This is a genomic window from Oceanisphaera marina, from assembly GCF_014643915.1.
GTDB lineage: Bacteria > Pseudomonadota > Gammaproteobacteria > Enterobacterales > Aeromonadaceae > Oceanimonas > Oceanimonas marina.
This window is the reverse complement of the sequence record NZ_BMKE01000002.1, coordinates 60095-80923: the sequence shown is the minus strand read 5'-3', so window position 1 is coordinate 80923 and position 20829 is coordinate 60095. Positions and strand designations below refer to the sequence as shown.

The 20829-nt window shown below is 55.2% G+C and carries 18 protein-coding genes; 3 read left to right on the top strand and 15 right to left on the bottom strand.

All coding sequences use genetic code 11. The features are described from left to right. Window positions 1-11 precede the first annotated feature (11 nt). The 10 genes from IEW52_RS01670 to leuS form a co-directional block, all read right to left on the bottom strand. Window positions 12-947 (bottom strand): septal ring lytic transglycosylase RlpA family protein, encoded by a 936-nt coding sequence (locus tag IEW52_RS01670; protein WP_188628341.1) that lies wholly within the window; start codon window positions 945-947, stop codon window positions 12-14. Further along, complete coding sequence (gene mltB, locus IEW52_RS01665; RefSeq protein WP_188628340.1) at window positions 931-1902, bottom strand: lytic murein transglycosylase B; 972 nt, start codon at window positions 1900-1902, stop codon at window positions 931-933. Before mltB ends, IEW52_RS01670 begins: the two co-directional genes overlap by 17 nt. Before the next feature lie 13 nt (window positions 1903-1915). Next, entirely contained in the window at window positions 1916-3022 is a 1107-nt protein-coding gene (gene rodA / locus IEW52_RS01660) for a rod shape-determining protein RodA (RefSeq protein WP_188628339.1), read from the bottom strand. Further along, window positions 3015-4907: a penicillin-binding protein 2 gene (gene mrdA, locus IEW52_RS01655; protein ID WP_188628338.1), complete on the bottom strand. Its 1893-nt coding sequence runs from the start codon at window positions 4905-4907 to the stop codon at window positions 3015-3017. Before mrdA ends, rodA begins: the two co-directional genes overlap by 8 nt. 2 nt (window positions 4908-4909) lie before the next feature. Further along, a complete protein-coding gene (gene rlmH, locus IEW52_RS01650; protein ID WP_188628337.1) occupies window positions 4910-5380 on the bottom strand; it encodes a 23S rRNA (pseudouridine(1915)-N(3))-methyltransferase RlmH in 471 nt (156 codons plus the stop codon). Then, the gene (gene rsfS / locus IEW52_RS01645) at window positions 5380-5721 is read right to left on the bottom strand and encodes a ribosome silencing factor (RefSeq protein ID WP_188628336.1); all 342 of its coding nucleotides are present in this window, start codon (window positions 5719-5721) and stop codon (window positions 5380-5382) included. The genes rlmH and rsfS overlap by 1 nt, the downstream gene beginning before the upstream one ends. A gap of 34 nt (window positions 5722-5755) precedes the next feature. Further along, complete coding sequence (nadD, locus tag IEW52_RS01640) at window positions 5756-6403, bottom strand: nicotinate-nucleotide adenylyltransferase (RefSeq protein ID WP_188628335.1); 648 nt, start codon at window positions 6401-6403, stop codon at window positions 5756-5758. Window positions 6404-6664: 261 nt separating this feature from the next. Further along, window positions 6665-7687 carry a DNA polymerase III subunit delta gene (holA, locus tag IEW52_RS01635; RefSeq protein WP_188628334.1) on the bottom strand — a complete coding sequence of 341 codons (1023 nt, stop codon included), beginning with the start codon at window positions 7685-7687 and terminating at the stop codon, window positions 6665-6667. Further along, on the bottom strand, window positions 7687-8172 hold the full coding sequence (locus IEW52_RS01630) for an LPS-assembly lipoprotein LptE (RefSeq protein ID WP_188628333.1): 486 nt from the start codon (window positions 8170-8172) through the stop codon (window positions 7687-7689). Before IEW52_RS01630 ends, holA begins: the two co-directional genes overlap by 1 nt. Before the next feature lie 256 nt (window positions 8173-8428). Beyond that, complete coding sequence (gene leuS / locus IEW52_RS01625; protein ID WP_188628332.1) at window positions 8429-11011, bottom strand: leucine--tRNA ligase; 2583 nt, start codon at window positions 11009-11011, stop codon at window positions 8429-8431. A gap of 125 nt (window positions 11012-11136) precedes the next feature. Here leuS and IEW52_RS01620 point away from each other — a divergent pair, with 125 nt between their 5' ends. Then, window positions 11137-11622 carry a zinc ribbon-containing protein gene (locus IEW52_RS01620; protein WP_188628331.1) on the top strand — a complete coding sequence of 162 codons (486 nt, stop codon included), beginning with the start codon at window positions 11137-11139 and terminating at the stop codon, window positions 11620-11622. A 512-nt stretch (window positions 11623-12134) separates the two neighbouring features. Here the strand turns inward: IEW52_RS01620 and lnt are convergent. The 5 genes from lnt to miaB form a co-directional block, all read right to left on the bottom strand. Then, complete coding sequence (lnt, locus tag IEW52_RS01615; protein ID WP_188628330.1) at window positions 12135-13691, bottom strand: apolipoprotein N-acyltransferase; 1557 nt, start codon at window positions 13689-13691, stop codon at window positions 12135-12137. 2 nt (window positions 13692-13693) lie between these two features. After that, the gene (gene corC / locus IEW52_RS01610; RefSeq protein WP_188628329.1) at window positions 13694-14575 is read right to left on the bottom strand and encodes a CNNM family magnesium/cobalt transport protein CorC; all 882 of its coding nucleotides are present in this window, start codon (window positions 14573-14575) and stop codon (window positions 13694-13696) included. A 9-nt stretch (window positions 14576-14584) separates the two neighbouring features. Continuing rightward, entirely contained in the window at window positions 14585-15049 is a 465-nt protein-coding gene (ybeY, locus tag IEW52_RS01605; RefSeq protein WP_188628328.1) for an rRNA maturation RNase YbeY, read from the bottom strand. After that, complete coding sequence (locus IEW52_RS01600) at window positions 15046-16077, bottom strand: PhoH family protein (protein WP_188628327.1); 1032 nt, start codon at window positions 16075-16077, stop codon at window positions 15046-15048. Before IEW52_RS01600 ends, ybeY begins: the two co-directional genes overlap by 4 nt. A 96-nt stretch (window positions 16078-16173) precedes the next feature. Beyond that, entirely contained in the window at window positions 16174-17604 is a 1431-nt protein-coding gene (miaB, locus tag IEW52_RS01595; RefSeq protein WP_188628326.1) for a tRNA (N6-isopentenyl adenosine(37)-C2)-methylthiotransferase MiaB, read from the bottom strand. A 211-nt stretch (window positions 17605-17815) separates the two neighbouring features. On the opposite strand from miaB, the gene IEW52_RS01590 reads away from it, so the two are divergent. Continuing rightward, window positions 17816-18985: an FAD-dependent monooxygenase gene (locus IEW52_RS01590; protein WP_188628325.1), complete on the top strand. Its 1170-nt coding sequence runs from the start codon at window positions 17816-17818 to the stop codon at window positions 18983-18985. Window positions 18986-19225: 240 nt separating this feature from the next. Further along, window positions 19226-20758: a nucleobase:cation symporter-2 family protein gene (locus IEW52_RS01585; protein ID WP_188628324.1), complete on the top strand. Its 1533-nt coding sequence runs from the start codon at window positions 19226-19228 to the stop codon at window positions 20756-20758. Window positions 20759-20829 lie beyond the last annotated feature (71 nt).

Sequence of the window (20829 nt, the reverse complement as noted above, 5' to 3'; positions counted from 1 at the left end):
ATAAGGCCGGATCAGTTTATGAAATAGGCCTGGGCATACCCTTCGGCAACGAGTCGTGACAGGGTTGCCTGTGTTTTACTGGATGGTATGGGCCCCATTTGCAGGCGGTACCATTCAGACTGGCGCTCAACCCGGGCAGGAAAACCATACTCCTTGCTCAGTTGAGCGGCAAGCTCCCTGGCTTTTTCACCAGAGCGGGTGGCCAATAATTGTATGTGTTTGCCGGGCGCCGATGCTGTTGGCTTCGTTTGCGCCAGGTTTGTTGCTTTACTGCCGGCTTCCTTGCCACTTATCTGCTTACTCGTGTTCTGTTGTGCCAACTGGGTTTGTTTGCCGTTGGGGGCGACCTTTATCAGCTCGACTTTCACGGCGGCGGTACCCGTATCCAGCATGCCCAGTTTATAGGCTGCAGCATAGGATAAATCGACTACCCGGCCATCATGAAAAGGGCCCCGGTCGTTAACGCGGACCACCACCTGCTTGCCATTTTCTTTGTTGGTGACGCGCAAAAAAGAGGGCAACGGCAGGTTTTTATGGGCTGCGGTCATGGTGTACATGTCGTACACCTCACCGTTAGAGGTATGGTAGCCATGAAACTTGGCGCCATACCAGGAGGCCATGCCTTCATCCCGGTAACTTTCTACCTCTTGCCAAACCTCATAGTCCTGGCCCCACACAGTGTAATTCTTATTGCCGCCACGCGTATAGGGTTCATAACGGGGCACGGCATCTTTAACATGATCCAGGTTAGGCGCCTTGCCCGGTGGCTTGTCCTGGCGCAGGCTATAGCGGCCTCCGGCGGTTTCCTTTTCCCACTTGGCATCCCTGGCTTCGTTCTGGTGTTTGCCGTGCTTCTGCTGCTCTGCTTTTTCCATGCTGGACTGAGCGCTACAGGCGGTCAACGCCAGGGCGGTCAGGGGCAAAAGAGCTTTATAGAGATTTTTCATAGGCCTGCTTAAGCTGTTCGCTGAGTTGATAGACCGCCATCGCGTATAAAGGGCTGCGATTATAGCGGGTAATCACATAAAAGTTATGTCGAACGACCCAGTATTCCGGACCTTCAACCCCATCGAGACGAATAAGTTTGACCGGTGTTTCTGCATCCAGTTCTTGATCGATCACGATACCGGCCGCGACCAGCTCGGCCCAGCTGTGGTTAATCTCGAGTGCCGGGTTCAGCAAGGCATCGGCGGTTTCGGTATTGGTTACCGTGGCAGGGTAGGCCACATCCTCATTGTATTGCCATTTATGCTCGTGAAAATAGTTGGCTACGCTGCCAATGGCGTCGTCGGCAACAAAGAGGTTGCGTACGCCGTCGGAGTCGAAATCCACGGCGTAGTGACGATAACTGGAAGAAATAAACTGGCCCATGCCCATGGCACCGGCATAGGAGCCTTTTTGTGCTTCCAGATCCCAGCCTTGCTGTTTGGCCAGTTCCAGATAATGGCCAAACTCGGAACGGAAAAATTCACCTCTGGGCGGATAGTGAAAGCCCAGGGTATAGAGTGCATCCAGCACCTTGTAACTGCCCATGTTGGCGCCATAGAAGGTTTCTACCCCGATAATGGCGGTAATGATTTCTGCGGGCACCTGCAGCTGTTGCTCGGCACTGGCGAGTAAGTCGCGGTGCTCTTGCATGAAGGCCACACCTTGTTGCAGTCGCTTCTCGGTCAGAAAAATGGGGCGATATTGAGACCAGGGCTTGGCTTCGGCCGGACGGGTCATGGCATCGATAATCGATTGCTGATAGCTGGCCTTTGCCAGGGCGTCATTCAGCTCGGCCACGGGTAATTCAAATTTGCTGGCCAACCCGTCGATCCAGGCTTGTTGTTCCGGATTGGTGTCTGCGGCCAGCACCGAAGTGGTTAGTAATAAGCCGGCAGAAAGAAGAGCAAGACGCATTCTAGTAATCCTTTTATTTAGCCAACAGGCGCTTGTGGGTATGCACAGACATCAGAATGCCAAATCCGGCCATCAGAGTCACCATGGAGGTACCGCCGTAACTGATGAGTGGCAAGGGCACGCCCACCACGGGTAACAAGCCGCTGACCATGCCGATGTTAACAAAAACATATACAAAAAAAGTGAGAGTGAGGGCGCCGCCCAGCAAACGAGGAAAAGCGCCCTGGGCCTGCATCGAAATATACAGGCCGCGCCAGATGATAAAGAGGTACAGCAGCATCAACAGGCACACGCCCACCAGGCCAAATTCTTCGCTTAATACGGCAAAAATAAAGTCGGTATGGCGCTCGGGCAGAAATTCCAGTTGCGACTGGGTACCTTGCAGCCAGCCTTTTCCCCAAAGGCCACCGGAGCCAATGGCGATCTTGGACTGAATGATATGATAACCGGCACCCAAAGGATCACTTTCCGGGTTAAGCAGAGTCAGTACCCGTCGCTTCTGGTAGTCGTGCATCAAAAAGAACCACAACGGCGGCAAGAAGGCGGCAATGGCCACCAGGGCGGCCAGAATCAGCCGCCAGGACATGCCGGCCAGAAAAATCACGAAAAACCCCGAGGCTGCTACCAGCAAAGAGGTACCCAGATCGGGCTGACGGGCAATCAGCAGGGTGGGTATCATCACCAGCCCCAGGGCCAGAAATACCCGTAGCAGGCTCGGTGGCAATGGATAGCGGCTGATGTAGGTGGCGATCATCATCGGCATCACCAGTTTCATTATTTCGGAAGGCTGGAAGCGAATCGCCCCAAATTCGAGCCAGCGCTGGGCACCCTTGCCGATATCGCCAATCAGTATCACCATCACCAGCAAGATAGCGCCCAGCATAAACACAGGTGGTGCCCAGCGGGCATAAAAACTCGGCGGCAGCTGGGCCAGCCCCACCATGACTACGAGTGAAAGGCCAATGCGCATTACCTGACGGATCAGCGAGTCCATGTCTTCCCCTGAAGCGGAATACAAAATGACCGTGCTGGCACTCAGCAGCGTCAGTAAAGCCAGCAGCAAAGGCCAGTCCAGATGCAGCATTTCCCATAATGGGCGGCGACGCTGATGTTTATTCATCGGATGGCTCCTGATCGTCGGGAGTTTGCAGTAATTCGGGGACCATGTAGAGGTCGAGCAAGGAGCGGGCCACGGGAGCCGCGTTAGAACTGCCACCGCCGGCATTTTCCAGTACCACAGACACCACCACTTCAGGATTTTCATAGGGCGCAAAGCCGATAAACAGGGCATTGTCTCGCAGATGTTCCTTGAGTGCGGCGCTGTTGTATTGCTGATTTTCCGCCAGGCTGAATACCTGCGCCGTGCCAGATTTGCCGGCGGCGGTGTACGGTGTGTCGGCAAAGGCGCGTCTGGCGGTGCCTTCTCTGCCGTTCACCACTCTGTGCATGCCGGTGAGCGCCACGTTCCAGTAGCTGTCCTGCTTGAGGGTGATGGGTTCGCCCTTGCTGATCGGCATGGGAATCATGCCGTTCGTGCTGCCAATGCCATGCAGCAGGCGAGGATGTATGGTTTCACCATGATCCACCAATATGGTGGCGGCGCGAGCCAGCTGCAGCGGGGTGGCGGTCCAGTAGCCCTGACCTATGCCTACCGAAATGGTATCGCCCTGATACCAGGGCTGCTTGTGTCGCGACTTTTTCCATTCCCGAGAGGGCATGGTGCCGTTGGCTTCTTCGTGCAGATCGATGCCGGAAAACTGGCCGAAGCCAAAGCGGGTCATATAGTCGTTGATATTGTCTATGCCGACCTTGTAAGCCAGATCATAGAAGAAGGTATCTGCCGAGATTTCAATCGCCCGATATACGTCCATCCAGCCGTGGCCCCAGCGACGCCAATCGCGAAATTTTCGCTTGGTGTTGGGGATCTGAAAAAACGGGCCGCCAAAATAGCGGGTATTGGGGGTAAAAGCGCCTTCGTTCAGGCCCATGACGGCGAGCATGGGCTTGACGGTAGAGGCCGGCGCATAAATACCCTGGCTGGCGCGGTTGATTAACGGGCGATCCGGGTTATTGAGCAGATCCCGGTATTCCGGGCCGCTGATACCGTGTACAAACAAGTTGGGATCGTAGCTGGGGCTGGAGATCAGCGCCAGTATCTTGCCGTCTTTGGGGGTCATGATCACGGCCGCACCGCGACGGTTGGCCATCAGCTTCTGGGCTTTTTGCTGCAAGGCCACGTCGACATTGAGATAAATATCGGTACCCGGTATCGGGGGCTGATATTTCAGGGTGCGAATGACGCGGCCCCGGTTATTGACTTCCACTTCCTGATAGCCGGTCTGGCCGTGCAGTATATCTTCGTAATAACGTTCTACGCCCAGCTTGCCGATATCCCGGGTGGAGGCATAGTTGGCCAGCTTGTTGTCTTCTTTGAGCCGTGCCACGTCTTTATCGTTGATGCGGGCCACGTAGCCGATGACATGGGTAAAGGTGTCACGATAGGGATAAAAGCGCTTCAGATAGGCCTCGATGGCCGCGCCTGGATATTTGTGCTGATCGATGCTGAATCTGGCCACCTGATTTTCGTCAAGGCGGTTCACCAGTACCACGGGAGTAAAGCGCCGTTGGCGATGCACTTCGGTCATAAAACGATGTTTAACGTCAGGGTCAAGATCGAGCAGGGCAATCAGATCGTCAACGGTTTTGTCCAGATCCTGAACCTGTTCGGGGGTGATTTCCAGGCTGTAGATAGGGCGGTTTTCTGCCAGCAAGGTACCGTTGCGATCGTAAATAAGGCCGCGAGTGGGTGCGATGGGCAACACCTTGATACGGTTATCGTTAGAGCGGGTTTGATAGATTTGGTGTTCGACAATCTGCAGGTGATAGAGATTGGCAACCAGTATCCCCATCAGTACCACTATGCCCATGAAGGCAATGACGGCACGGCGCCAGTACAAGGATGATTCGGCGCCATGATCGCGCATCTTTACCCGAGACTTGGCCATGATTATTCCCGGTGGTAAGGGTGGTTGTTATTGATGCTCCAGGCACGATACAGGCTTTCAGCTGCCACAACGCGTACCAGCGGATGAGGCAGCGTGAGTGGCGACAGTGACCAGGATTGCTCGGCAGCCGCCTTGCAGGCCGGGGCCAGCCCTTCGGGACCACCAATAAGAATGGCCACATCGCGGCCGTCCAGCTGCCAGCGAGTCAGCTCGGTAGCCAACTGGGGCGTTGTCCAGGGACGGCCGGGAATATCAAGCGTGACCAGACGGGCCGATTTGGATACGGCCGCCAGCATTTGTTCCCCTTCGCGCTGCAAAATGCGCTCTATATCGGCATTTTTGCCGCGTTTGCCGGCTGAAATTTCAATCAGTTCCAGCGGCAGGTCTCGGGGGAAGCGTCGTTGATATTCCTGAAAACCGGTAGTGACCCAGGCGGGCATTTTGGTACCCACCGCCACCAGTTGCAGCTTCATCAGGCCGAGGCTCCAACAGCGGTGCCGCCCCAGAGTTTTTCCAGCTGGTAAAAGTCGCGGGTTTCTTCCTGCATCACGTGAATGATGACATCACCCAGGTCGACCAGTACCCATTCGCCGGCGTCTTTACCCTGCAGGCTGAGAAAATTCAGACCGGCATGGCGGGCTTCGGCGGCCACATTTTCGGCAATGGCGTTAACATGGCGGCTGGAATTGCCGGAGCACACTATCATGCAGTCGGTAATGGTCGACTTGCCGGTAACGTCCAGCACTTGTATGTCGCGGGCTTTGGTATCGTCGAGTTTGTCTACGATAAAGGCGTACAGTTCTTGACCTTGCAAGGGGGCTTTCTCCTCAATAAAAAATGACGGCGGATTATAACACGGGCGATTGATAGAGTCCCTGTTCTCGAATGTAATCCGCAACCGGCTCAGGCAACAGATATTGCGGATTGTTCCCCACTCGTATGTGATTGCGGATCTGGGTAGAAGAAATATCCAGTTCCGGGTTGTCGAACAGGTAGATACAACCGGACAAACGGCGCTGGAGTTGCTCACTGTCCCGGGTGCCATGGGCCAGGTACAAGGCGCTGATGGTCGGGTTGAACTGGGGCTGCCAACCGGGTCTGTGGCTGACCACCAGGTGGGCATGTTCCAGCAATTCCTGCCAGCGGTGCCAGCGATTCAGGCTACATAGTGAGTCCATGCCCATCAAAAAGCATAACGGCGTATCCGGCAGCTCTCGGCGTAATTCCATTAGGGTTTCTACCGTATAAGAAGGACGGTCGCGCTTCAACTCGCGATCATCGACCGTTAACCCCGGGGTTTGGGCGGTCGCCAGCTGCACCATGGCCAGCCGGTGAGCCGGCGCACTGTCGGGGCTGGCTCTGTGCGGGGGAATATAGTTGGGCAGCAGGCGTACCTCGGCCAGCTCCAGCTGCTCCAGTATTTGAATGGCCGGACGTAAGTGACCGATATGCACGGGATCAAAGGTGCCGCCCAGCAGGCCAATGGCTTTTTTCATTGCACAGATCCTACGTCAAGGGTGAAGAGTAAAGGGTGAACAGGACAAGCCAAGAGCAAAGCTAAACACCTTTTTGCTAGACAATACACGGAAGAAAAGCCCATCGAGAGCGATAAGTTAAACGCTTATTTATGATCAGTGTTTAACGCTAGCAATCATACTCGCTTTTATTTTTCTGTGGGTTATGTGTATCCCCTGGCAGACCTGATTTGGTGTTTATTTTTGTCTTGGACTGACAGCTTATAGCCTACGGCGTTGTGTTCATGGACTTATCGCCATTAGCCGGTCGTCGAGAAAGCCGACACAGATACTGTATAGCCAGCGCCAGGCTTCATCGTCATCAAAGGCCGCCACTGCTCGGTCGGCGGCGGCAAGCATGGCTTGCAGTTGCCGCAGTTTTGCCAGAGGCACCCGTGCCAGGGCGGACTGCATCAAGCTCTGGCGGCTGGACCACACATGCAGGTTGGCGGCTAATTGCGTAAATGATTGGCCACCCTGCAGGCCCAGCTGTAACTGTTGCAGGGTGCTCAACTCTCGTGCCAGCAGGTGGCAGAGCATGCCGGCCTCTATGCCTTCCTGGCGCAACTGTAACAAAATGCGGCAGGCGCGTTTGACCTTGCCCTGCAGCAAAGGGTCGAACAACTGAAACGGGTTAAACTGATGATGGGGCTGTACCCGCTGTTGCAACTGCTGCAGCGTTAAAGGCTGCGGCAGGTTCTGCAGCGCCAGCTTTTCTATCTCGCCATTCACCGCCAGCAAATTGCCTTCAAAGGCATAGGCCAGCCATTGCAGTGCCTCTGATTCGGCACTCAGACCATGTTGCTGCAGACGCTGGGTCAACCAGCGGCCAAAATACCGGGCGTCGGGCGTTACTACCGGTATCACCGGACCGGCGGCAGACAAGGCCTTGAACCAGGCGCCTTTTTGCTGTTGCTGATTCAGCTTGGGGCCCGTGATCAGCAGCAATAAGTCGGGGTGACATTGCTTGAGTAATTCGCGCAGCCGTTCCGAGGCGGTCTTGTCCAGCTTGTCGGGCAGATGCAGTTCAATTATTTGCCGTTGGCTGAACAGGCTCAGGGTCTGGCTGGCGGCAAATATTTCGTCCCAGTCCAGCCCCTGATCGGCATCGAAGCGTTGGCGATCGTCAAAGCCCAGGGCTCTTGCCGTCTGGCGCAGCATATCCAGCGCTTCCTGTTTTAACAGCGGCTCTTCACCATAAATAAAATAGCAGGGAGCCAGCCCTGCTTGTAGGTGTTTTGCCAGTTGTTCAGGGTACAGACGCATTAGAAAGACAGTCGGTTGAGCTGACGCACGATTTGCTCGGCGGCTTCACGCTCCATTTGTTCGTGCAACTGAAACTGTTCGCGGCTGGACGCCAGCGCCTGAGCCGACTTGTCAAGAAAGCTGCGGTTGAAGGTCACGTTGAATACCTGACGCGCCTGATCCGGCATATCGAGAGTAAAGCGGGTGCCAAAGCGGGTGGCGTATTCCAGCGCGTCGGCCCTGCCGTTCACCGAAGCCACGCTGTTGCCCTGGCCCAGACCCGAAATGGTGAGTATGGGCGTCAGTGCGCTGGGCTCGACCAGTTGCACTCCCGCCCGTTGCAGCCGGGCAGAGACCAGACGATAAAACTGGCTCTTGTCGTCACCTACCAGGGCCAGGCGTTGTAGTTCGGGGGCCAGGTTATCGCCGCCCCTCAACTGAAAACCACAGCCGGCCAGCAGCAGGGTAAGCAGTATCAGTATGCCTGCCTTAATACGAATGAGCATAAAAACTCCTTTAACAAAGCAATAAGCTATCAGCGGTAAGCTTGAAGCCCAATAAGCATTATTTGTTAGTTCTTTTGTAGGGTCGACTTATTTCAGGTAAGCGTATCCGACGAAAAATGATGGCACCATTTAAAACGCTCGAATGAATTCGACCCTACATAAAATCAGAATCCGACATAAACCAAGTGCTCGATGTGACGGGAAAGAGTGGTGTGTTTGGTTGTCCACTTCACTCTTCCCCTCTCACTCTTCACATTTAGTTGGCGACTATGTTCAGCAGCTTGCCGGGCACATAAATCACCTTGCGTACGGTTTTGCCTTCCAGGTGACGCGTCACGTTTTCGTCCGCTTGTGCGGTGGCATCCACCTGATCCTGGCTGGCATCGGCGGGCACGGTGATTTTACCGCGTACCTTGCCGTTCACCTGTACTACCACCAGCTTCTCGTCTTCAACCAGGGCTTCGGCATCGGCCTCAGGCCAGGCGGCGTGGTCGATATCGCTATGACCCAGCGCCTGCCAGAGTTCAACACAGGTGTGCGGCACTATGGGGTGCAGCATGACAGTGATGGCTTCCAGGGCTTCCTGCAACAGGGCGCGATTTTGCTCATCACTCATGTCGGTCTTGGTCAGCTTGTTCATCAGCTCCATCACGGCGGCAATGGCGGTGTTGAAGGTCTGACGGCGACCCACATCGTCACTCACCTTGTTGATGGTTTTGTGCACGTCACGGCGCAGCGTTTTCTGTTCGTTGCTCAGGCCTGCTACATTCAAGACCGCTACCGGTCCGTGGGACTGATGCTCGAACACCAGACGCCACAGGCGCTTGATAAAGCGCTGGGCGCCTTCTACGCCGGAGTCGGACCATTCCAGGGTCATGTCAGCCGGTGAGGCAAACATCATGAACAAACGCACGGTATCGGCACCGTACTTGTCGATCATCACCTGCGGGTCTATGCCGTTGTTTTTCGACTTCGACATCTTGGTCATGCCGGTGTGCACCAGCTCGTTGCCGTCTTGATCCCGGGCGCTCTTCACGCGGCCTTTTTCGTCGCGCTCCAGGGTCACATCCAGCGGGCTGACCCAGGTACGGGCACCTTTTTCGTCGGTGTGATAGAAGGCATCGGCCAACACCATGCCCTGACACAACAGACGCTTGAAGGGTTCGTCAGACTCAACCAGGCCGGTGTCGCGCAGCAGCTTGTGGAAGAAGCGGGCGTACAACAGGTGCATGCAGGCGTGCTCTATACCACCAATGTACTGGTCGACGGGCAACCAGTAGTTGGCTTTTTCCGGATCCAGCATGCCCTTATCGTAATCCGGGCTGCAGTAGCGGGCGTAGTACCAGGAGGATTCCATGAAGGTGTCGAAAGTATCGGTTTCACGCAATGCCGGCTGGCCGTTATAGGTGGTTTTGGCCCACTCGGGATCCGCCTTAATCGGGCTTTGAATGCCGTCCATCACCACGTCTTCCGGCAATACCACGGGCAGATCGGCTTCGGGTACGCCCACCACTGAGCCGTCTTCCAGGTTCAGCATCGGAATGGGGGCGCCCCAGTAACGCTGGCGGCTCACGCCCCAGTCACGCAGGCGGTAGTTGACGGTACGCTGGCCGAGCTTCTTCTCGATCAGAGTGTCGGCAATGGCATTGAATGCCTGTTCGAAGTTCATGCCGTCGAACTCGCCGGAGTTGAACAAGATGCCGTGTTCGGTATAAGCCTGGTGACTGATATCCAGTTCGCTGCCGTCCGCAGGTTTGATCACGGGGGTGATCTCCAGGCCGTACTGGCTGGCAAATTCATAATCACGTTCATCGTGTGCCGGAACGGCCATCACGGCGCCTGAGCCGTAATCCATCAATACGAAGTTGGCGACCCAAATCGGCACCTGCTTGCCGGTAAGTGGGTGCAGGGCGTAAAAGCCGGTGGCCATGCCTTTCTTGTCCATGGTGGCCATGTCGGCTTCGGCCACTTTGCTGTTGTGCTTGCACTCGTCGATAAAGGCAGCCAGCGCCGGGTTGTCTGCGGCGGCCTTGGCGGCCAGTGGGTGACCGGCGGCAATGCCGACATAGGTCACACCAAACAGGGTGTCGGGGCGAGTGGTATAGACGTCAAACGACTGGTCCTGCTCGGCAACGGCAAAGCTCAGGGTCACGCCTTCGCTGCGGCCAATCCAGTTACGCTGCATGGCTTTAACCTGTTCCGGCCATTCGTCCAGGTTATCCAGATCGCTCAGCAGCTCGTCCGCATATTCGGTGATCTTGATAAACCACTGGGGAATTTCCTTGCGCTCAACCGGGGTATCACACCGCCAGCAGCAGCCTTCGTTCACCTGCTCGTTGGCCAGTACTGTTTCGTCGTGAGGGCACCAGTTAACCGAAGAGGTCTTCTTGTACACCAGACCTTTTTCGTACAATTTGGTGAAGAACCATTGCTCCCAGCGGTAATACTCGGGAGTACAGGTGGCGAACTCGCGATCCCAGTCGTAACCAAAGCCCAGACGCTTGAGCTGGTTTTTCATGTAGTCGATATTTTCGTAGGTCCAGGGTGCCGGCGCCGTCTTGTTATTGATGGCGGCATTCTCTGCAGGCAGGCCAAACGCGTCCCAACCTATGGGTTGCAACACATTTTTACCTTGCAGCCGTTGATAGCGAGAGATAACGTCACCTATGGTGTAGTTACGCACATGCCCCATATGCAGTCGGCCCGAAGGGTAAGGAAACATGGATAGGCAGTAAAACTTGTCTTTACCCGCTTGTTCGGTGGCCTTGAAGGTCTGCTGCTCTGCCCACAAGCGTTGCACTTTGGGCTCTATATCTTGGGGAATGTATTGCTCTTGCATTAGTGACATCCGGATCTGTGAAATGGGTGATAAACCACGGCGATAAATCGCAATAGAATACCCTAGGGGGCGAAAGGCAACAATAGCTACCCCCTTGGCGCTGACTATCATAGGGGAGATCGAACATGGATAATCATGATCACAAAAAGAAAAAGGGTTACGACGCCTTCGTTGACGATCTGCACAAGCGCTGGCAGGAAAGCGAAAACACCAGCATTAAAGAGCTGGTTGAAACCACGCAAGCCTATATGGAAGCGGCCAGTGATCTGACCAAAGACGAGCTGGCGCTGATTGCCGAATACGTAAAACGGGATCTGGTCGAGCTGGAGGACAGCGGTGATGAATTCAGAGATAGCCTGTTTTATCGACGCATTAAAGAAACCGTGTGGGGCTGGCTGTCTGATATTACCGATAAAAGTCAGCTGCAGTGGCACGAGCTGGCCACGGAATTAACCCATCACGGTGAATATCAGGCCGGCGAAGTGGTGGGACCTGGCCGCTACGACTGTACCCTGTGCGCCCATTCCCACGAGGTGACTCACCCAGAGGTGCTGACCACCTGTCTGGAATGCAACCATCCGCATTTCATTCGTCGGCCGTTAGCGGTTTGAGTAATAGCGGTACGCTATACGCCGTACGTAAGTACTAAAAAATAATACCAATCTAAGTAAAAATGTGATCTGTTTTAAAGCTGGATACGCGAGGCAATAGAATCACCTCCCACGACACGCCATGAACCCATCCCTGGGGGCTCGGGAAATGCCTTCCTTGGCATTTCACGGTCGTGGGAGCCGAACTCTGTTGCCTCTCCTTAAGCACCGAGTTGTCTGCTGAGCGTTCCCACAGGCGACGCCTCAGCACAGGGGCGGATGAAGGGGTCTACTCAGGCGACCATCACATGACAGGACGTCATGTGCTGAGCGTCGCAGGGATGCGGTTCAGCGTGTCGGTGGAGTAGCACCTTCGTTCGACCTTTACAGGGTAGCTAAATAGATCAGTTAGTTTTCCAGATTGGTATAATAGTGTTATGTCGTGCTCTTTACTCAGCATGTTAGGGCAAGAAAAAACGCCGCATCAGATGATGCGGCGTTTTTGTTTTCCGTACCGCGTTCAACGTATGGCGTTAACTTCGTGCTTTGATACGCAGGTTTTCCTTGGCGGCCAGTTTTTGCTGGCGCCAGCGATATTGGCGCCGCCCCTGGGTGATGCCGAGCAGGGCACTGAGTAATAACCAGACCACCAGCGGCGTGCTGCCAAAGCGGGCATAGGGGGTCAGGCCGGTCATGCCGGTCACCAGGGTGGTGAGCACCCCAGACTCAAACTGCGGCAGACTGTCCACAATATGGCCTTTTTCATCGGTCACCAGGGTGACGCCGTTATTGGTGGCGCGGATCAGCGGCCGGCCCAGCTCGAGGGCACGCATGCGCGCAATTTGCTGATGTTGCCAGGGACCTATCGATTGACCGAACCAGGTATCGTTCGACAGGGTCAGCAAATAGTCGGTGTCGGGTTTCATGTTGTTGCGCACCAGGCTTGGGAACGCCACTTCATAGCAAATAGCCACGCTCAAGTTGCGACCACCGGCAGTGAGATCCGGTTGTCCTGACTCACCGCGAGCAAAAGACGACATCGGCAAGTTAAAGAAGGGGGCCAGTGGGCGCAACAAGTCGCCAAAGGGAACAAACTCGCCGATCGGCACCAGATGTTGCTTGTAATAACGGTTGCTGTGTTCCAGCTCGTAGGGAATGACATTGCGGCCCAGGGTGATCACGGCATTATAGACATCTCCCGAGCTGGGCTGTGATACCAATCCGGTGATCAGGGTCTGGTTACGCTCGCGCATCAGTTGATCGACTTGCTGCAGCCAGGGTGCCAGTTGCTGCTCGGAGGCGGGCAGAGCGGATTCGGGCCAGATCACCACGTCGGCCTGGCGTTCGGGCAGAGTCAGGCCAAGGTAACGCTCCAGACTGAGTTCAAGCTGCCCCGGAATCCACTTAAGTGATTGTTCTATATTGCCCTGAATCAAGGCAAAACGGCTGCTTTGGGTTGGTGTTACCCAGTGCATAAAGCCGGTGGCGAAGGCCGCGGCCCACAAGATGATGGCGGCAACACCAGGCCACCAGCACCAGCTGGGGCGGCGTTGCACGCCCAGCCAGAGCGCACCGGCAGAAAAGGTCAGCAGCCAGCTGATGCCCTGTACGCCCAGAATGGGGGCCAGACCCGCAAGGGGGCCATCGAGCTGACTGTAACCGAACCACAGCCAGGGAAAGCCGGTAAGCACCCAGCCGCGCAGCCAGTCGGCCAGTATCAGCAATGCCGGCAGCACCAGGAGTGCACGCCAGCGGGGCGTGGGTACCAGTCGCTGTGCCAGCCCAACGGCGACTGCGGTATACAGGCTGAGGTAAGCGGCCAGCAGCGCAACCAGTAGAAAGGCGGCCAGCAAGGGCAGGCCGCCAAACAGGGTCATGCTGTTATGAATCCACCACAAACCGGGTAGATACAGGCCCATTGCCCAGATAAAACCGCGCTTGGCCGCCTGTTTTGGGGCCTGCTTTTGGGTAACGGCGAACAGGCCGAACAGGGATACGAGCGCTAATGGCCAATAGTCAAAAGGACTAAAGGCTAAAACGCCAAGAGCCCCGCTAAGCAGGGCCCCGAGACTGGGTAGATAATGGCGCACTTTTATATGGCTTCCGAAGTGGAGGTTTCCTGATTGTTCGGTATCTTAACCTGCAACTGCAGCAAACGTCGACGGTCGGCATGGGCGACTTTGAAGATAAAGCCATTTATTTCAAGCTGTTCGCCCTTGGCAGGTAAATGACCAAAGGCATGCATCACCAGCCCGCCCACGGTATCGGCTTCTTCGTCGCTAAAGTCGGTCTGAAAAAACTCGTTGAAGTCTTCGATATCGGTGAGTGCAGCCACCGCGTACACACGCGACGTAATCTGGCGGATTTCGGCACTGCCTTCGGCATCGTATTCGTCTTCAATGTCACCGACAATCAGCTCGAGAATATCTTCGATGGTCACCAGACCCGACACACCACCGAACTCGTCGACCACGATGGCCATGTGGTAGCGTTGCTGGCGAAACTCCTTGAGCAACTTGTCGAGGCGCTTGCTTTCGGGCACCACCACGGCGGGGCGTAGCACCTTGTCGATGGAGAACTCTTCCTCGGTGAGGGCAAAGCCGTACTGCAGCAGATCCTTGGCCAGCAGTATGCCCTCTATGTGATCCTTGTCTTCATTCACCACCGGAAAGCGCGAGTGAGTGGACTCTATGATCATGGGGAGAAAATGAGAAACGGGCTGGGACTTTTCTACCGTCACCATTTGCGAGCGGGGGATCATGATGTCCCGCACTCGCAACTCGCTGACTTCCAGCACCCCTTCAATCATGTCTTTGGTGTCTTGATCGATCAGCTCGCGCTGACTGGCATCCATGATCACTTCCACCAATTCTTCACGGTTCTTCGGCTCGCCCTGAAAAAGCTGACCCAGCTTCTCTAGCCAGTTTTTCTTGCTGGACGAACCGTTGTCTGAGTTCGAATTATCGTCGCTCATTAATGTTATTTAACCTTCATCATCTAGATAGGGATTGGCAATGCCGAGTGCTGCCAGAATGGCGATTTCTCTGGCTTCCATTATTTCGGCTTCATCATCCTTAATATGGTCGAAGCCGAGTAAATGCAAGCAGCCATGTATCACCATATGAGCCCAATGGGCTTCAAGTGGCTTGTGCTGCTCGCTTGCTTCACGCTCTACTACCTGACGACAGATAACCAGATCGCCCAGTAGCGGTAACGTTATGCCGGGGGGAGCCTCGAAAGGAAACGACAGCACATTGGTCGATTTGTCCTTGCCGCGATAATCACGGTTCAGCTCGCGGCTTTCGGCTTCGTCAACCAAGCGTACGGTCAGTTCGGTTTCATCCCGCTCCTTGCCCAGGGTGGCTATCAGCCAGCTTTCCAGCTGTTGCTCATCGGGCAGACCGGGGGCCTCATCACAGGCAATTTGCAGATCCAGCCACAAGGTCATGATGGCGTCTCGTTGTTGTGCTGAATGTGCTTTTGCTGAGTATCGAAGGCTTCATAGGCGCGAACGATACGGGCCACCACAGGGTGGCGCACCACATCTTCGGCACGAAAGAAGTCAAAAGACAGCCCTTCAACACCGCTCAGCACCTCAATGGCGTGACGCAGGCCCGATTTGGCATTGCGCGGTAAATCGATTTGCGTAATGTCGCCGGTGATCACCGCCCGGGAGTTAAAGCCGATACGGGTCAAAAACATTTTCATCTGCTCAACCGTGGTGTTCTGGCTTTCGTCGAGAATGATAAAGGCGTCATTCAGGGTGCGACCACGCATATAGGCGAGGGGGGCCACTTCGATGACGTTGCGCTCAATCAGTTTTTCTACTCGCTCGAAGCCCAGCATTTCGAACAGGGCGTCGTACAAGGGGCGCAGGTAAGGATCCACCTTCTGGCTCAGATCACCGGGCAGGAAGCCCAGTTTTTCACCGGCTTCTACCGCCGGGCGAGTCAGCAGAATACGACGCACTTCCTGGCGTTCCAGTGCATCTACCGCCGCCGCCACCGCCAGATAGGTTTTACCGGTACCGGCTGGGCCTATGCCAAAGGTAATGTCGTGGCTCAGAATATGGGCTACATAATGGGCCTGATTGGGCGTACGGGGCTTGATAAGCCCCCGCTTGGTCTTGATCACCACTTCTTTGCCGTACTGATAGCCTTCATCGGGTTCGGCGTCCTGCTCGAGTACCCGGCTGCCCTTGATGGCCAGATGAATATCATCCGGCGTAATATCGGGCACAGCCTGGCCCCGCACCGACTGGGTCTCCACATACAAATGCTGCAGCAAGTCGGCCCCCACCTTGACCAGATTGGCGGGGCCAACCAGTTTGAAGTGCTGATTGTGATAATTGATTTCTATACCGAGGCGGCGCTCGAGCTGCTTGATGTTGTCATCAAAGGGGCCACAGAGGCTGGCCAGTCGTTGGCCATCGGCAGGCTGTAATTCAAGTTCCAGAGTAGTGACGGTTGATGTCAAAATAACTCCTGAATAGGGGATTAGGGATTAGGGAAGGGGGATGTGGGATTAGAGAGGACTTTCCAGTCCCTGCTCCCCAATCCCAACTCCCGGCAATTAAGGGGTAAAGGTGGCCACGCCCGTTTCGTCGGCGACACCATCGGGGCGACGAACCAGAATACTCTTGGGCGACACCTGTACCCGCAGCCCCATTTCATCTTCACCGCGAAGGAATTTGCCACGCAGACTGTTGGGTCTGGCTTCGATGATTTCCACGTCGGCAAAGCCACCAATCAGTGAGTGCGGGCCTTCAAAGTTTACTACGCGGTTATTTTCGGTACGGCCGCGCAGTTCCATCGGATTCAACTTTGACGGGCCTTCTACCAGAATACGCTGGGTGGTGCCCATCATCTGGCGGCTGATCTGCTGGGCCTGATTGTTGATCAGGGTTTGCAGGCGATAGAGGCGGTCTTTTTTCTCATCCAGCGGCACATCATCCGGCAAATCGGCGGCCGGAGTACCGGGGCGGGCGCTGAAAATAAAGCTGAAGCTCATGTCGAAACCCACATCTTCAATCAGCTTCATGGTGCGCGCAAAGTCGTCTTCATCTTCACCGGGAAAACCGATGATGAAGTCGGAACTGATGGTGATGTCCGGACGGGCCAGGCGCAGCTTGCGGATTTTCGACTTGTATTCCAGTGCCGTGTGCGGGCGCTTCATCAAGGTCAGAATACGGTCCGAGCCGCTTTGTACCGGCAGATGCAGAAAGCTCACCAGCTCGGGCGTGTCTTTATACACCTCGATAATATCGTCGGTAAACTCAATCGGGTGACTGGTGGTATAGCGGATGCGATCGATACCGTCTATGGAGGCGACCAAGCGCAACAGCTCGGCAAAACTGCAAATCTCGCCATCGTGGGTTTCACCGCGATAGCCGTTCACGTTCTGCCCTAACAGGTTGACTTCACGCACACCCTGGTCGGCCAGCTGGGCAATCTCGTACAAGACGTCATCCATCGGGCGGCTGACTTCTTCGCCACGGGTATAAGGCACCACGCAAAAAGAGCAGTATTTGGAGCAGCCTTCCATAATGGAGACGAAGGCGGTTACGCCGTCGGCACGAGGCTCGGGCAGGCTGTCGAATTTTTCAATTTCGGGAAAGGCGACATCAACCTGAGCGCCGTTGCCTTCCAGCACCGATTTGATCATGGCGGGCAGGCGGTGCAGTGTCTGGGGACCAAACACCAGGTCGACGTAAGGCGCGCGAGCACGAATGGCATCGCCTTCCTGAGACGCCACGCAACCACCTACACCAATCACCAGTTTCGGGTTGGCCACTTTAAGGGGGCGCCAGCGCCCCAGTTGATGAAACACCTTCTCTTGCGCTTTTTCGCGAATAGAACAGGTATTGAGCAGCAGTACGTCGGCGTGCTCGGGTTCATCGGTCAGCTCGTAGCCATGGGTGGCGTCCAGCAGATCGGCCATCTTGGATGAATCGTATTCATTCATCTGACAGCCCCAGGTTTTAATATGAAGTTTTTTGCTCATGGCACTCTTTGAATAACGGCCGCATTAATAAGGCATATTAATGACGGTAAGGGACATGGGATCAGGCCGGAGATTCTACTCTCTTAAAGCGCCAGTGGCCAGATAATATCCAGGCGGCTATTGGCGGAAACAACCGCATATTCTCGCCGAAATTCTGCGCCTTTTACGGTAGAATGGTTGAAAAATCGCGAGGTTAGCACGAGGTTAGCATATGGAACATTGTGATATTGCTATTGTGGGCGGCGGCATGGTCGGTGCCCTTGCCGCCGCCTTGTTGGCGCCAACGGGCCTGAGTATCAGGGTAATAGAAGCCAAAGCGCCCGAAGCGTTTGCCGCCGAGCAGGCACCCGATTTGCGCGTGTCGGCATTAAGTGCCACCTCGGTGGAGATGTTGCAACAAGCCGGTGCCTGGCCGCATATTTTGGCCATGCGGGCCTGGCCCTACCAACGCCTGGAAGCCTGTGAATGGCAAGGCTTTCATACCCAATTCAATGCCGAAGAACTGGGATGTGAATATCTGGGGTACATGATTGAAAACCGCATTATTCAATCCGGACTGTGGCAGGCGCTGGCGCAGTGGTCGAATGTGCAGCTTGACTGCCCCAATGGCCTGCTTGCCCTGCAGCAAACCGGTACTGGAGCCCAGCTTACCCTGACCGGAGGCCAGCAAGTGGCAGCCAGACTGGTGTTGGCCTGCGATGGCGCCGAGTCATTAACGCGTCAGCTGGCCGGTATCGGGGTTACGGCCTGGGACTACGCCCAGCATTGCATGTTGATTGGCATAGAAGCCGACAGCCTGGAGTCGGATACCACCTGGCAGCAATTTACCCCCAGCGGCCCGCGGGCGTTTTTACCCATGGGGCCGCGGCAGGGCTGCCTGGTGTGGTATGACCAAAAGGCGCGCATAGCAGCGTTGAGCAAGCTGGATAATGCGGCACTGGCTGAACAGGTTAAGGCACATTTTCCTCCGCGTATGAGCAAGCTGTTGGTGTTGAACAAAGGTAGTTTTCCCTTGCGTCGTCGCCATGCCAATCAGTACGTCAAAGGAGTTGTGGTATTGCTTGGCGATGCGGCTCACACCATTAATCCACTGGCGGGGCAGGGCGTTAATCTGGGGTTCAAGGATGTAGCTCGTTTAAACGAACTTATCCGTCAGGGACTTGAGGCCAGGCTGGATTTTGCCGCTCCCGAGCGCCTGGCCCGTTACCAACGCAGTCGTCGGCCCGACAATCTGCTGATGCAGTCGGCCATGGATGCGTGTTATCACACCTTTAGCAATGACTTTTTGCCGCTCAAGGTGCTGCGTAACCTGGGCTTGAAAGCCGCCGAGCACAGCGGCCCGCTAAAGAAACGCGTCATGAAATATGCCATGGGGCTGTAAGGGCGGGCATGACGACCTGACGCACGTCAGGAGCTCGCTTTTGGGGGGAGTCATCAACAGACAAAACCCAGATACCGGAGCAAGTCCGGTATGACGGGATAGTGACGGGGCGGCGTTTTTTCCAGCTTCTGTTAATTGTGTATGCGATCTATGTAAAAGTTGTTTACATTTATTTTTACATAAATCATGATGATGTTGTGGTTATCGTATACACAATATAAATACGCAGGGAGCAAAGAAATGACTACAAAATCAAAGGTCGGCACCAAGCCGGCTCGCCCAGAAGATGAAAACCTGGGCGTTGGAGCTAACATCGCCTACGGTTTTCAACACGTTCTTACCATGTACGGCGGCATTATTGCCGTGCCGCTGATTGTAGGACAGGCCGCAGGCCTGAGTTCGGCAGAAATAGGCATGTTGATTGCTGCCTCCTTGTTCATCGGTGGTTTGGCCACTCTGTTACAAACTCTGGGTGTGCCCTTTTTTGGTTGTCAGTTGCCGCTGGTGCAAGGGGTATCCTTTGCCAGTGTGGCAACCATAGTGGCGATCGTGACCTCCGGCGGTGGTTTGCCATCGGTGTTCGGTGCCGTTATTGCCGCTTCGATTCTCGGCTTTTTGATTACGCCGGTGTTTTCCAAAATCATTAAATTCTTTCCGCCACTGGTGACCGGTGCCGTGATTACCACCATAGGTCTGACCCTGATGCCGGTTGCGGCACGCTGGGCCATGGGTGGCAACAGCCGAGCCGAAGATTTTGGCAGCATGACCAACGTAGGCCTGGCGGGTTTGACGCTGGCTTTGGTATTGCTGTTAAGCAAGCTGGGTAATGCGGCCATCAGCCGATTGTCGATTTTGCTGGCCATGGTGCTGGGTACTCTGGCGGCGTGGGGCATGGGCCTGGTTGATTTTTCCCGGGTAATGGAAGGTCCACTGTTTGCTTTCCCAACCCCGTTCCATTTTGGCGCACCGGTATTCGAGCTGGCCGCTATTATCTCCATGTTCATCGTGGTACTGGTGATTCTGGTAGAAACCTCGGCAGATATTCTTGCGGTAGGTGACATCATAGACACCAAGGTCGACTCTCGTCGTCTGGGTGATGGCCTGCGTGCCGACATGATTTCCAGTGCCGTCGCCCCCTTGTTTGGTTCCTTTACTCAAAGTGCCTTCGCGCAAAACGTGGGCCTGGTTGCCGTCACCGGCGTCAAGAGCCGCTTCGTGGTGTCTTTTGCGGGGTTGATCCTGGTGACGCTGGGCTTGCTGCCGATTATGGGCCGCGTGATTGCCACCGTGCCGACTGCGGTACTGGGCGGGGCGGGCATAGTGTTGTTTGGTACCGTTGCCGCCAGTGGTATTCGTACCCTGGCCAAGGTGAACTATCACAACAACATGAACCTGATTATTGTGGCCACTTCCATTGGTTTTGGCATGCTGCCCATCGCAGCACCGTCTTTCTACCATGATTTCCCGGACTGGTTCGCCACCATCTTCCATTCCGGCATCAGCTCTACCGCTATCATGGCCATACTGTTGAACCTGCTGTTTAACCACATGACGCTGGGTAACTCGGATCAGCAATCGGTATTTGCTGCCGGTACCGACCGTATGGTGCGCGCCGAAGCCATTGAAACACTGGCCGAAGGTGATTATTTCACCGATGGCAAGCTGTTTGATGTGGAAGGCAACGAGATTGCCGTAGAAGGTGAAGTGACTGAAGCAGGAAAGAGCGTCGGGCCTGGCACCTCTGCAACTCACAAGCCGGTGACCGACCACTAGTAAAACGCTTGTGTCACTCAATTAAAGCCGCCTGAAACAGGCGGCTTTTTTGTGGCTGGCTCGCCAGACAA